Raw genomic sequence first — 12,869 nt, forward strand, 5'->3', positions numbered from 1 at the left:
GCTGTCTCCTGTGACGGTGGATAGGCCGTGGAGGGTGGCGGACCCCGTTCGCCCGCCACGCTCCCGCCCATCTCTGAACGCCGGTTGAACACCGAGGGTCCCAACGGTTCTCGCTTCCGTGAACCACACGGGTTCCCACCCGCCGGCCGGCCACAGGGCCTCGTCCCGTGGTCGGGACGAGCGTCAGCCGCCGTGCTGGGACTGCGACCGCGCCTTGAACGCCGCCTTCCGCGCTTCCTTCGCGATCTTCTTGTCCGGGTGCAGGCGGCCCATCGCCTCCAGTACGTCCGCCGTGGCCGGGTGGTCCACCCGCCAGACGGCGGCGAAGAAGCCGCTGTGCTGACTCGCCAGTCCCTCCACCAGGGAGCGCAGTTCCTCGGAGTTGCCCTCGGCCGCGAGCTGGGCGGCCACCGTGTCGATGGTCAGCCAGAAGATCATGGCCTCGGACGGCGGCGGCACGTCCCTCGCCCCGTGCTCGGCCAGCCACACCCGCGCCAGCCCGCCGAGTTCGGCGTCGTCGAGCACCTCGCGCAGCGCGGGCTCCGCCGAGGCTCCGACCAGCGACAGCGCCTGCTGGCACCGCAGCCGCCGCAGCGGCGCACCCTCGTCCGCCCCGCGTGCGGCGGCCAGCAACTCCCGTGCGGCGGCGAGGGGTTCGCGTCGGGAGAGCCAGTGCTCGGTCTCCGCGTGGGCCGCCGCGGGCGGGAAGACGGCCGTGCCGTCGAGCAGCGCGTCGGCGCCCTTGTCCGCGAGGTCGCCGACCGCCGGGGCCTCGAAGCCCGCCTCCAGCAGCCGGGCGCGCAGTCCGTACAGTCCGAGCGGCGTCAGCCGCACCATGCCGTAACGGGAGACGTCGGTGTCGTCCACCGGCGCCGCGGGCTCCTCGTCGGCGTCGGCCATCAGCGACTCGTCGACCGGCCGGTACTCCACGAGCCCCACCGGTTCCAGCATCCGGAACTGGTCGTCCAGCCGCATCATGGCGTCGGAGACCTGCTCGAGGACGTCGTTGGTGGGCTCCGCCATGTCGCCGGGCACGATCACCGACGCGGCCAGCGCGGGCAGCGGCACCATGGTCCCGCCGGGGCCCTCCTCGCCGACGGTCAGCAGGTACAGGTTGCCGAGCACTCCGTCGAGGAACTCCGCCTCGGCCTCCGGCTCCCAGTCCAGCGCGTCGAGGTCGAGCTCGCCCGAGCCGCCCTCCGCGGCGATGGCGTCGACCAGCCCGTCGAGATCGGGCACGCTCGCATCGGCGAGCACCGTCTCCAGGGCGGCGAGCCACACCCCGAGCACGTCCTGCGGCGAGCCCGCGGTGAGCACCGCCAGATCGGCTCCCGCGGCGACCCTCCCCTCCTGCTCGTCGACCACCTCGACGAGCCCGGTGTCCACGGCGACCCGCCAGGCCTCGCCGGCGTCGGCCGCGGCGTCCTCGCCGGTCAGCCCGAGCTCCGCGGCGGCGGCCGGTACCTGCTCCTCGACGAGGCTGCCGCCGGCGTCCACTCTGGTCTCCGGCCCGGCCCAGCGGGCGAGCCGGGCGGCCCGGGACAGTACCGGGGTGGACAGGGCGTCGCGCGCCAGCTCCGCCTCGGGGTGCAGCCGCGCCGGCGGCAGGATGGAGCTGTCTGACATCGGCTGTTTCTCCTATGGACGCCTCTTGCTACTCAGCCGCTCAGCCTAGACGGATTTCCACCCATGCGGCCCGCTTCATCTCCTCTTCGGCGGCCGTACATGGCCGAAACCTTGACAAGTGGCCTGACCAGGCTGGAGATTGACGCGCGTAGACCGGGAGTGGCCCACGCTCCACCTTCGTCCCGGCGCAGATCACGTCCCCGGAGGGAAATCCGTTGCCGAGCAAGTCGTCCGCGCGCCTCGCCGCGCTCACCGTCGCCGCCGTGTGCTGCGCGTCCGCCACCCAGATCGTCGTCCTCCCCACGCCCGCGCACGCGGACACCGTGCGCATCCATGACGTCCAGGGCGACACCCGCGTCTCGCCGTACGCCGGCCGGCAGGTCACCGACGTGACCGGAATCGTCACCGGCATCCGCGCCTACGGCTCGTCCCGCGGCTTCTGGATCCAGGACCCCGCCCCGGACGCCGACCCCGCCACCAGCGAGGGCGTCTTCGTCTTCACGAGTTCCACCCCGAAGGGGGTGGCGGTCGGCGACGCCGTCACCGTCTCCGGCACGGTCTCGGAGTACGTCCCCGGCGGCACGTCCTCCGGCAACCAGTCCCTGACGCAGATCACGCGCCCGGCCGTCACGGTCGTCTCCAGCGGCAACCCGCTCCCCGCCCCCACCACCATCGACGCGAGCTCCGTCCCCGCCGCCTACACCCCGGCCGGCGACCCCGCCGCGAACGGCTCGATCAACGCCCTCCCGCTGCGCCCCGCCCGGTACGCCCTGGACCACTACGAGTCCCTGGAGGGCATGAACGTCCGCGTCGCCGACACCCGGGTGGTGGGCGCCACCGACCCGTACACGGAACTCTGGGTCACGGTGAAGCCCCGCGAGCACCGCACGCACCGCGGCGGCACGGTCTACGGCTCCTACGACGCCCAGAACACCGGCCGCCTCCAGATCCAGTCGCTGGGCAGGGCGGCCGACTTCCCCGACGCGAACGTCGGCGACACCCTCGCCGGCACCACCTCGGGCCCGCTGGACTACAACCAGTACGGCGGCTACACCCTCGTGGCCAACGAGCTCGGCACGCTCCGGGCCGCGCATCTCCGGCGCGAGACGACCCGCGAGCAGCGCACCGGCGAACTGGCGGTGGCGACCTACAACGTCGAGAACCTCGACCCCTCCGACGGCACCTTCGCCGCGCACGCCGCCGCGATCGTGCACAACCTGAAGTCGCCCGACATCGTGTCCCTGGAGGAGATCCAGGACAACAACGGCGCCACCGACGACGGCACGGTGGCGGCCGACCGGACGATGGCCGGGCTCATCGACGCCATCGCAGCGGCGGGCGGCCCGCGCTACGACTGGCGCTCGATCGACCCGGCCGACAAGTCCGACGGCGGCGAGCCCGGCGGCAACATCCGCCAGGCCTTCCTCTTCAACCCGGACCGGGTCTCCTTCACCGACCGGTCCGGCGGCGACGCCACCACCCCCGCCGACGTCACCAAGATCCACGGCAAGGCGGCCCTGACTCTCTCACCGGGCCGCGTCGACCCGGCCTCCGAGGCCTTCGAGAACAGCCGCAAGCCGCTGGCCGGCGAGTTCGTCTTCCGCGGCCGCACGGTGATCGTGATCGCCAACCACTTCGCCTCCAAGGGCGGCGACCAGGGCCTGACCGCGCAGTACCAGCCGCCGTCCCGCAGCTCGGAGGACCAGCGCCACCTCCAGGCCCGGGCCGTCCACGACTTCACCGCGAAGATCCTCAAGGCGCAGAAGAGCGCGGACGTCGTGGTCCTCGGCGACATCAACGACTTCGAGTTCTCCACCACGACCGACCTCCTCGAGGGCGACGGCACCCTCTGGTCGGCCGTCAAGTCCCTCCCCGAGGCGGAGCGTTACTCCTACGTCTACCAGGGCAACAGCCAGGCCCTGGACCAGATCCTGATCAGCCCGTCGATCCGCCGTTCCCGCGCCTTCAGCTACGACAGCGTGCACATCAACGCCGAGTTCCACGACCAGATCAGCGACCACGACCCGCAGGTCCTGCGCTTCCGCCCGTAGTCACGCCCGGGGCCGGCCGTCAGCCGGCCCCGCCGGGCACGAGCCCGAGAGCGTGCTCGTACCGCCGAACGGTGCTGCTCTTCAGGCCGGGCCAGCTCCGCACCCGCTGCCACGCGGCGGCCCCCGACCCGACCCCCTGCCCCGGCGCGGCCAGCGCCGCGGCATGCGCGCCGGCAGTCTCCCACTCGGCGTAGTTGAGCACGCGGTTCCCCTCGGCCCCGAGGTGAAAGTGTGCGGAGATGCCGCCGGCGGGCGGGTCGGGCTCACCCTCCAGAGCCTCGAAGACACCGTCGACCCACCCCCGCAGCCGCCCGAAGTCGCTCCCCTCGAACTCCACGTCGACGATCACGACACACCCGGGAACGGGTCCACCCTCCCGGACCCCGCTGCGATAGTGGCGGTACCGGTGCAGCGCCACCCGCTCGATCCCCGGCACGGCGGTGTCGATCTCGTCCACCCGCTCCTGCCGGTGCGTCTTCACGAACGACTCGTACGCCCCCTCACTCGCCCACTGCGAGTAATGCAGCAGCGTGTCCCCGTCCTCGCCGACGTAGACGTGGTACCCGAGCAGGTCACGGGCCGGCCAGGCCCGCCGCTCCCAGGTCCGCCCGATCGCCTCGACGGTCTGCGTCTGCCGTTCGGGCGTCCCCACCCGCCAGGTGCTGAAAAGGGACGCGCCGATCCGGGGATCGGCGGGATCGGGCTGCTGGGTCGTACGCATGGCTTACTTCCTCCGCTGGTGGGCGAACGCGACGACACCACCCTCCGACCTCAACCGTGCTTGAGGTCAAGGGGGTTCCGCGTACGTCCGCGAAGGGAGCCGGCCGGGTGCGCCCCCCGGCCGGCCCGGCCCCGCCCCACCCGCCGACCGTCGTCACCCGCGGCTGCTCAGCAACGATGATGCCGCCGCATCACCACACCCGCGGCGACGACCACCGCCACCACCGCGGAGGCGAGGAGAATCGGCTTCCGTTGCCGAGCCCCGACCTCGCCGGCATGCGCGGCACTGCTCCGCATCTGCACGGTCATCGCCCCGGCCCGGTCCCGAAGGTCGTCGGCCCGCGCCCGCGCCCGCCCCTTCACGTCCATCTTGCCCGCCAACTCCTCGACAGTGTCGCCGAGTTCGTGTCGCGTCTGCTCGATCTGCCGCCGCAGCTCGTCCGGCCCCTTGGCCCCCCGCCCCGCCGCGGCGCTCTCCGCGGCCGCGTCCACATGGGACCCCGCGCGCCTCACATCGTGCGTCATCGGTGCGCCCTTCCCTTGATTTCCTCCACATCGGCCTTCACGCTGCCCAGCGTCCGCTCGGGCTTGGGCGGTGTGGCCCGGCGCAACTGCCCGCGACCGGCGAGAGCCAGCAGGCCCGCGATGACGAACAGCACCCCGGTGATGATCAGCGCCGCCGCCCACAGGGGCAGCACCAGGTCGAGCGCGACGACACCCGTCGCGGCCAGCGCGAGCAGCCCCGCGTAGGCGAACGCCCCCGCCGCGCCCAGCATCCCGCCGCCGCGCCCGGCCCGACGGCCCTTCTCCGTCAGTTCCTCCTTGGCGAGGGCCACTTCCTGCCGTGCGAGCCGTGAGATCTGTTCGGTGGCCTGCCCCACGAGCTCACCCACGCTGTGCTCGTCGCGAACCCGCCGCTGTTCGATGGTTCCGGTCACGACGCTGCCTCCTCTCGGTCGGGACCCCCGGGTACCCCCAGCCACTCACCCTTATCCATGAAGCACCACTTACGAATACCCGACAGCACATTTAAGTGGAACTTCACGACCGCGCGGCCGACACTACCCCCATGACCCCACCCTTCGGCCGCACCCTGTGCGCGATGATCACCCCGTTCACCCCCACCGGCGCGCTCGACCTGGACGGCGCCCAGGAACTGGCCGACCACCTGGTCACGCGCGGCTGCGACGGCCTGGTCCTGTCCGGCACCACGGGCGAGTCCCCCACCACCACGGACGCGGAGAAGTCCGCTCTCGTCACGGCGGTACGCCAGGCGATCGGCGCCCGCGCGACGATCGTCGCGGGCATCGGCACCCCCGACACCCTCCACACCGTCGAGCTGGCCCGCGAGGCCGAGAAGTCCGGCGCCGACGGCCTCCTGGTGGTCGCCCCGTACTACAGCCGCCCCCCGCAGGACGCGATCGAGGCCCACTTCCGCCGGATCGCGGACGCCACGAACCTCCCCCTGGCCCTCTACGACATCCCGGCCCGCACCGGCACCCGCATCGAGCCCGACACCCTGCTCCGTCTCGCCGGGCACCCCCGGATCGTGGCGGTCAAGGACTGCTCGTACGACTTCCTGGCCGCCCAGAAGATCCTCTCCCGCACCGACCTCGCCTACTACGCGGGCTGCGACGAGCACAACCTCGCCCTCTACGCCGTCGGCGGCGCCGGCTGTGTCAGCACGGCCGCCAACGTCGCCCCCGGCCACGTCCGCGCCGTCCTGGACGCCTTCGACGCGGGTGAGACGGCCCGCGCGGCGCGCCTCCAGCAGCAGGTCACTCCCCTCATCGAGGCGATGATGTCGAACGGTCTCCCCGGCACCGTCACGGCCAAGGCCCTCCTCACCACCCAGGGCCTCCCCGCAGGCCCGGTCCGCCCACCCCTGAGGCCCGCCGACCGGGAGACGACCGACGGGCTCAGGGCGGCCTACGACGTGCTGACAGCCGCATGACGCGGCTCACCGCCGGACGAATTCCGGCTCCCACCGCCCCTGTGGACGCGTGCGGACCGCTCCCGCTGTGCCACCGCACGGCGCACGCACGAAAAAGCGGGCCGGAACCGCATCGCGTGTGACAACGCGTGTGGTCCGGCCCGCCGAAGCGAGGGCCTTCAGTCCCAGACGTAACCGTCCCCGACGAGCAGGAAGTGCTCCAGCACGTCCTCCGCGGGGTCGTCGATCTGCCCCGTGTTGGCGTTGAGCAGTCCGAACCGGTGACCGTTGTGGGAGCCCGTGTTGGTCTCGTCCGCGTGGGCGGAACCCGCCAGCGTCCCGCACAGCATCAGCACGGCCACCACCCCCATCACTCCGACCGCATAGCGGAGTACGCCCCACACCCACTCGTTCGTCATCGCCCGTCCCCATTTCTGTATGTCAGTCGTCCCGGCGTCTGATCGGACTCTGTGTCCACCCGTTCATCTGCCAAAACGACCCCGAAGTCACGGGGAGTAACCCATACGTGAGCGTGTGGGTGTGACGGCCGGGTCAGTTGTGGCTGTGGAGGACCTCGTTCAGGCCGCCCCAGACCGCGTTGTTCGGCCGGGCCTCGACCGTGCCGGTGACGGAGTTGCGGCGGAAGAGGATGTGGGAGGCACCGGACAGCTCACGGGCCTTGACGACCTGGCCGTCGGGCATGGTGACGCGGGTACCCGCGGTGACGTAGAGGCCGGCCTCGACCACGCACTCGTCACCGAGGGCGATGCCGACGCCCGCCTCGGCCCCGATCAGGCAGCGCTCACCGATGCTGATGCGCACGTTGCCGCCGCCGGACAGGGTGCCCATGGTGGAGGCGCCGCCGCCGATGTCCGAGCCGTCGCCGATCACGACACCGGCGGAGATGCGGCCCTCGACCATCGAGGTGCCGAGCGTGCCGGCGTTGAAGTTGACGAAGCCCTCGTGCATGACGGTGGTGCCCTCGGCGAGGTGCGCGCCGAGCCGCACCCGGTCGGCGTCGGCGATCCGCACGCCCTTCGGGGCGACGTAGTCCGTCATGCGCGGGAACTTGTCGACGGACGTCACGGCCAGGTGCAGGCCCTCGGCGCGGGCGTTGAGCCGCACCTTCTCGAGGTCGTCGACGGCGACCGGGCCGAGCGAGGTCCAGGCGACGTTGGCGAGGAAGGCGAAGATGCCGTCGAGGTTCTGGCCGTGCGGCTGGACCAGGCGGTGGGAGAGCAGGTGGAGGCGCAGGTAGACGTCGTGCGCGTCGATCGGCTTCTCGTCCAGCGAGGAGATGACCGTGCGGACCGCGACGACCTCGACCCCCCGGCGGGCGTCCGGACCGACCGCCGCGGTCGCGCCGCCGCCCAGCAGTTCCGCGGCCCGCTCGGCGGAGAGCCGCTCCGTGCCGGACGGGCCGGGGTCGGCGGCCAGTACGGGGGCGGGGAACCAGGTGTCGAGAACGGTGCCGTCGGCGGCGAGGGTGGCGAGGCCGGCGGCCACCGCGCCGGTGGTGCTGTGAGCAGTCGTGTCGGTCATAAGGGCAACCTAACCGCCTGGTGGCCACGGACGCGAACCGGTCCGGGCCATGTCTCAGGGGGCGGTCCGTCAGGGCGAGCCGTCAGCACGATCCGGCGGTGCGAGCCGTCAGCACGCGCCGTCGGTGCGGTCGCGTCAGTGCACCCGGCAGTGCGGTCGCGTCCATGGGATCCGCCCACGACGGTCAGTGCGCCCCGCCCATGTTCAGCACCACCACCCCGGCGATGATCAGCCCGATGCCCGCGGCCTTGGCGAGGGTGAGTCCCTCACCGAGGAACATCGTCCCGATCGCCGCGATGACGGCCGTCCCCGCCCCGGACCAGATGGCGTACGCCGTCCCGACCGACAGGGACTTCAGGGTCTGCGCGAGCAGCGCGAACGCGATCAGGTACCCGACGACGGTGACGAGCGAGGGCCACGGACGGCTGAACCCCTCGCTGTACTTCATGGCGGTCGTACCGACGACTTCGGCTGCGATGGCTCCGGCGAGCAGTGCGTACCCCATGACGGCGATCGTAGCCAGCGGGCCGAAACGCGAGTGGCCCCCGGCAAGAGGTGCCGGGGGCCACCGCACGCATCCCACGCCGCAGGGACGCTCAGACGTTGAAGCCGAGCGCCCGCAGCTGTTCCCGGCCGTCGTCGGTGATCTTGTCGGGGCCCCACGGCGGCATCCAGACCCAGTTGATCCGCAACTCGCTGACCAGGCCGTCCGTGGCGGACTTGGCCTGGTCCTCGATGACGTCGGTCAGCGGGCAGGCCGCCGAGGTCAGGGTCATGTCGACGGTCGCCACATTGGAGTCGTCGATGTGAATGCCGTAGATGAGGCCGAGGTTGACGACGTCGATGCCCAGCTCGGGGTCGACGACGTCCATCAGGGCCTCGCGGAGTTCCTCCTCCGAGGCCGGCTTCATCTCCAGGGTCTCGCTCATGCCGTAGTCCTTTCGGCGTCGGCGCCCAGCGCCTGGGCCGTCGCGTCCTTCCACGCCATCCAGCTGAGGAGGGCGCACTTGACCCGGGCGGGGTACTTGGAGACACCGGCGAACGCGACCGCGTCCTCCAGCACCTCCTCCATCGCGTCGTCGGGCTCGATCTTTCCCTTGGACTGCATCAGCTCAAGGAAGGTCTCCTGGATCCGCTGCGCCTGGGCGAGGTCCTTGCCGACCAGCAGTTCGTTCAGCACGGAGGCGGAGGCCTGGCTGATGGAGCAGCCCTGACCCTCGTAACTCACGTCGCTGATGGTCGTGCCGTCGTACTTCACACGCAGTGTGATCTCGTCACCGCACGTCGGGTTGACGTGGTGCACCTCGGCGTCGCCATCCCGAAGACCCCGCCCGTGCGGGTTCTTGTAGTGGTCCAGGATGACGTCCTGGTACATGGAATCCAGCTTCACGCCTCAGCCCCTCATCCGAAGAAGTTCCGTACGTGCTCCAGGCCGTCGACCAGTGCGTCGATCTCGGCCGGCGTGGAGTACAGATAGAACGACGCTCGCGTGGTCGCAGGAATTCCGTACCGCAGGCAGACCGGCCGCGCGCAGTGGTGGCCGACCCGTACCGCGATGCCCTGTTCGTCCAGGACCTGGCCCACGTCGTGCGGGTGGATGTCACCCAGGGTGAACGAGATCGCGGCGCCGCGCTCCTCGGCCGTGGCGGGGCCGATGATGCGCAGGTCCGGAACCTCGGTGAGGCGCTTGACCGCGTACTCGGTGATGGCGTGCTCGTGGGCGAGGATCTTGTCCATGCCGATGGCCGACAGGTAGTCGATCGCCGCGCCGAGGCCGACCGCCTGGGCGACCGGCGGGGTGCCCGCCTCGAACTTGTGCGGGGCGGGCGCGTACGTCGACGAGCTCATCGACACGGTCTCGATCATCTCGCCGCCGCCGAGGAACGGAGGCAGGTCCTCCAGCAGCTCCTGACGGCCCCAGAGGACGCCGATGCCGGTCGGGCCGCACATCTTGTGGCCGGTGAAGGCCACGAAGTCGGCCTGGAGGGCCTGGACGTCCATCGGCATGTGCGGCGCGGCCTGGGAGGCGTCGATGCAGACGAGCGCGCCGACCTCCTGGGCGCGGCGCACTATCGCCTCGACCGGGTTGACCGTGCCCAGGATGTTGGACACCAGCACGAAGGAGACGATCTTCGTCTTCTCGGTGATGACCTCGTCGATGTCGGACAGGTCGAGCCGGCCGTCGTCGGTGAGGCCGAACCACTTCAGCTTCGCGCCCGTGCGCTGCGCGAGCAGCTGCCACGGCACGATGTTGGAGTGGTGCTCCATCTCCGTGATGACGATCTCGGTCTCGTGGTCCACCCGGTAGGGCTCGTCGGCCCAGCCGAGCATGTTGGCCACGAGGTTGAGCGACTCGGAGGCGTTCTTGGTGAAGATGACCTCGTCACGGCTGGGCGCGTTGATGAACTCCGCGACCTTGTCGCGCGCGCCCTCGTACAGTGCCGTGGCCTCCTCGGCGAGCACATGCACACCGCGGTGGACGTTGGCGTTGTAGCGCTCGTAGTACTCGCTCAGGGCGTCCAGCACCTGGCGCGGCTTCTGCGAGGTCGCCGCGTTGTCCAGGTACACGAGCTTCCGGCCGTCGTGGACCTGGCGGTCCAGGATGGGGAAGTCCTTGCGGATCGCCTCGGTGTCGAGGAGGCCCGGCAGCTGTGTCACGCGGATGCGCCACCCTTCGTGTATGCCTCGTAGCCCTCTTCCTCCAGCTTGTCGGCGAGCTCGGCGCCGCCGGACTCGACGATGCGGCCGGCCGAGAAGACGTGGACGTAGTCGGGCTTGATGTAGCGCAGGATGCGCGTGTAGTGCGTGATCAGCAGGGTGCCGACCTCACCGGTCTCGCGGACGCGGTTGACGCCCTCGGAGACGACGCGCAGCGCGTCGACGTCCAGGCCGGAGTCGGTCTCGTCGAGGATCGCGACCTTCGGCTTGAGCAGCTCCAGCTGAAGGATCTCGTGGCGCTTCTTCTCACCGCCGGAGAAGCCCTCGTTGACGTTGCGCTCGGCGAAGGCGGGGTCCATGTTGAGCCGCTCCATGGCCTCCCTGACCTCCTTCACCCAGGTGCGCAGCTTGGGGGCCTCGCCGCGGATCGCGGTGGCGGAGGTGCGCAGGAAGTTGGAGACGGAGACGCCGGGGACCTCGACCGGGTACTGCATGGCGAGGAACAGGCCGGCGCGCGCCCGCTCGTCGACGGACATCTCCAGGACGTCCTCGCCGTCGAGCGTGACGGTGCCGCCGGTGATCGTGTACTTGGGGTGACCGGCCAGGGAGTAGGCGAGGGTCGACTTGCCGGAGCCGTTCGGGCCCATGATGGCGTGCGTCTCGCCCTGCTTCACGGTGAGGTCGACGCCCTTGAGGATCTCCTTCGTGGCGTTGTCGGCCTCGACGGTGACGTGCAGGTCTCGGATTTCAAGCGTTGCCATGGGTGCCTCAGGACTCCTGGGTGAGGGAGACGAGCACGTCGTCCCCTTCGATCTTTACGGGGTATACGGGGACGGGGCGCGTCGCCGGAAGGGCGTCGGGCTTGCCGGAACGGAGGTCGAAACGCGAGCCGTGCAGCCAGCACTCGATGTGGCAGTCGTCCACCTCGCCCTCCGCGAGGGAGACGTTCGCGTGCGAGCAGATGTCGTGGATGGCGAACACCTCCCCCTCGGTCTGCACGATGGAGACCGGCGTGCCGTCGAGTTCCACCCGTTTCGGGGTGTCCTCCTCCAGCTCGCTCAGCCCGCAGGCGCGTCGGAAGGTCATGAGACCGCCGCCTCCAGCTCCTCCTCGATCTTGGCGATCAGGCGCTCCTCGATGTCGGGGACGCCGATCTGCTGGACGAGCTCGGCGAAGAAGCCGCGCACCACCAGACGGCGGGCGTCCTGCTCCGGGATGCCGCGGGCCATCAGGTAGAAGAGCTGCTCGTCGTCGAAGCGGCCGGTCGCGGAGGCGTGTCCGGCGCCGACGATCTCGCCGGTCTCGATCTCCAGGTTGGGCACGGAGTCGACCCGGGCGCCGTCGGTGAGGACCAGGTTGCGGTTCATCTCGTAGGTGTCGGTGCCCTCGGCCTTGGCCTCGATGAGCACGTCACCGATCCACACGGCGTGCGCGTCGTCGCCCTGCAGGGCGCCCTTGTAGACGGCGTTCGACTTGCAGTGCGGCACGTTGTGGTCGACGAGGAGGCGGTGCTCCTGGTGCTGGCCCTTGTCGGTGAAGTACAGGCCGAACAGCTCGGCCTCGCCGCCGGGACCGGCGTAGGTGACGCGCGGGTGCAGCCGGACCAGGTCGCCGCCGAAGGTGACGACGACCGACTTGAAGGAGGCGTCCCGGCCGACCAGGGCGTCGTGCTGGGCGACGTGCACCGCCTTGGCGTCCCAGTCCTGGACGGAGACGACGGTCAGCTTGGCGCCGTCGCCGAGGACGTACTCGACGTTGGCGGCCAGCACCGCGTCACCGGTGTGGTCGATGACCACGAGGGCCTCGGCGAAGGCGCCGAGCTCGATCACCTGGTGGGCGTACGCGGTGCCGCCCTCGCCGTGGACCGCGATGCGGATCGGCTCGGTGAGGACGGTCTCCTTCGGCACGGTCACGACCGAGGCCCGCTCGAAGGCGGAGTACGCCTGGGCGGCGACGCGGTCCACCGGCGTACCCGCGCGGCCGAGCCGCGCGTCGTCGCGGCCGACGGTCTCGACGACGACGCCCTCGGGCGCCTCGACGGCGACCTTGACGCCCTCGGCGGTGGCGGTGGCGGTGCCGTCGTGCAGGCCGCGCAGCCGCTCCAGCGGGGTGAACCGCCATTCCTCCTCGCGGCCGTGGGGGACGGGGAAGTCCGCCACGTCGAAGGAGGGGCGCGCGCTCATGCGGGTGGCGACGGTCGACTCGGCGGCGACCGCGATCGAGCCCGCGGTGGTGGAACCCACGGGTGGGGGTCCCCCCGCTCGAGCGGAGCCGAGAGTGGGGGAGTTCTGAGCCTCAGCCATGGCTGTCGTAGTGCTCGCTTTCCTTTGCGTAAGGGG

Annotated in this window: 15 protein-coding genes; 2 read left to right on the forward strand and 13 right to left on the reverse strand. The window is 71.0% G+C overall.

The window, feature by feature from the left end; translation table 11 throughout:
• Window positions 1–183 precede the first annotated feature (183 nt).
• On the reverse strand, window positions 184–1,626 hold the full coding sequence (locus IE178_RS24700; RefSeq protein WP_193513819.1) for a hypothetical protein: 1,443 nt from the start codon (window positions 1,624–1,626) through the stop codon (window positions 184–186).
• 215 nt (window positions 1,627–1,841) lie between these two features.
• Here IE178_RS24700 and IE178_RS24705 point away from each other — a divergent pair, with 215 nt between their 5' ends.
• On the forward strand, window positions 1,842–3,677 hold the full coding sequence (locus IE178_RS24705; RefSeq protein ID WP_193513820.1) for a DUF8508 domain-containing protein: 1,836 nt from the start codon (window positions 1,842–1,844) through the stop codon (window positions 3,675–3,677).
• 19 nt (window positions 3,678–3,696) lie between these two features.
• Here IE178_RS24705 and IE178_RS24710 read toward each other — a convergent pair whose 3' ends face one another.
• The 3 genes from IE178_RS24710 to IE178_RS24720 form a co-directional block, all read right to left on the reverse strand.
• Window positions 3,697–4,398, reverse strand: a complete 702-nt coding sequence (locus IE178_RS24710; protein ID WP_193513821.1) for an antibiotic biosynthesis monooxygenase — start codon at window positions 4,396–4,398, stop codon at window positions 3,697–3,699.
• A gap of 167 nt (window positions 4,399–4,565) precedes the next feature.
• A complete protein-coding gene (locus IE178_RS24715; protein ID WP_221492182.1) occupies window positions 4,566–4,922 on the reverse strand; it encodes a DUF3618 domain-containing protein in 357 nt (118 codons plus the stop codon).
• Window positions 4,919–5,335 (reverse strand): phage holin family protein, encoded by a 417-nt coding sequence (locus IE178_RS24720; protein ID WP_184763543.1) that lies wholly within the window; start codon window positions 5,333–5,335, stop codon window positions 4,919–4,921. Before IE178_RS24720 ends, IE178_RS24715 begins: the two co-directional genes overlap by 4 nt.
• Before the next feature lie 131 nt (window positions 5,336–5,466).
• Here IE178_RS24720 and dapA point away from each other — a divergent pair, with 131 nt between their 5' ends.
• On the forward strand, window positions 5,467–6,351 hold the full coding sequence (gene dapA / locus IE178_RS24725; protein WP_193513822.1) for a 4-hydroxy-tetrahydrodipicolinate synthase: 885 nt from the start codon (window positions 5,467–5,469) through the stop codon (window positions 6,349–6,351).
• Between the two features lie 158 nt (window positions 6,352–6,509).
• Here dapA and IE178_RS24730 read toward each other — a convergent pair whose 3' ends face one another.
• The 9 genes from IE178_RS24730 to sufD all read right to left on the reverse strand — a co-directional run bounded on the left by IE178_RS24730 (window position 6,510) and on the right by sufD (window position 12,833).
• Window positions 6,510–6,749 (reverse strand): hypothetical protein, encoded by a 240-nt coding sequence (locus tag IE178_RS24730; protein WP_229876411.1) that lies wholly within the window; start codon window positions 6,747–6,749, stop codon window positions 6,510–6,512.
• Between the two features lie 133 nt (window positions 6,750–6,882).
• The gene (dapD, locus tag IE178_RS24735) at window positions 6,883–7,872 is read right to left on the reverse strand and encodes a 2,3,4,5-tetrahydropyridine-2,6-dicarboxylate N-succinyltransferase (protein WP_193513823.1); all 990 of its coding nucleotides are present in this window, start codon (window positions 7,870–7,872) and stop codon (window positions 6,883–6,885) included.
• Between the two features lie 184 nt (window positions 7,873–8,056).
• Window positions 8,057–8,377 (reverse strand): DMT family transporter, encoded by a 321-nt coding sequence (locus tag IE178_RS24740; RefSeq protein ID WP_184763540.1) that lies wholly within the window; start codon window positions 8,375–8,377, stop codon window positions 8,057–8,059.
• Between the two features lie 91 nt (window positions 8,378–8,468).
• Window positions 8,469–8,801, reverse strand: a complete 333-nt coding sequence (locus IE178_RS24745; protein WP_129797254.1) for a metal-sulfur cluster assembly factor — start codon at window positions 8,799–8,801, stop codon at window positions 8,469–8,471.
• Complete coding sequence (gene sufU / locus IE178_RS24750) at window positions 8,798–9,262, reverse strand: Fe-S cluster assembly sulfur transfer protein SufU (RefSeq protein WP_184763539.1); 465 nt, start codon at window positions 9,260–9,262, stop codon at window positions 8,798–8,800. Before sufU ends, IE178_RS24745 begins: the two co-directional genes overlap by 4 nt.
• An 11-nt stretch (window positions 9,263–9,273) precedes the next feature.
• The gene (locus IE178_RS24755; protein ID WP_184763538.1) at window positions 9,274–10,530 is read right to left on the reverse strand and encodes a cysteine desulfurase; all 1,257 of its coding nucleotides are present in this window, start codon (window positions 10,528–10,530) and stop codon (window positions 9,274–9,276) included.
• On the reverse strand, window positions 10,527–11,291 hold the full coding sequence (gene sufC, locus IE178_RS24760; protein WP_184763537.1) for a Fe-S cluster assembly ATPase SufC: 765 nt from the start codon (window positions 11,289–11,291) through the stop codon (window positions 10,527–10,529). Before sufC ends, IE178_RS24755 begins: the two co-directional genes overlap by 4 nt.
• A 7-nt stretch (window positions 11,292–11,298) precedes the next feature.
• Entirely contained in the window at window positions 11,299–11,616 is a 318-nt protein-coding gene (locus IE178_RS24765) for a non-heme iron oxygenase ferredoxin subunit (RefSeq protein ID WP_184763536.1), read from the reverse strand.
• A complete protein-coding gene (sufD, locus tag IE178_RS24770; RefSeq protein WP_193513824.1) occupies window positions 11,613–12,833 on the reverse strand; it encodes a Fe-S cluster assembly protein SufD in 1,221 nt (406 codons plus the stop codon). The genes IE178_RS24765 and sufD overlap by 4 nt, the downstream gene beginning before the upstream one ends.
• Window positions 12,834–12,869: the final 36 nt, after the last annotated feature.

The organism is Streptomyces griseoloalbus (assembly GCA_014650015.1).
In the GTDB taxonomy this organism is placed as follows: Bacteria; Actinomycetota; Actinomycetes; order Streptomycetales; family Streptomycetaceae; genus Streptomyces; species Streptomyces griseoloalbus.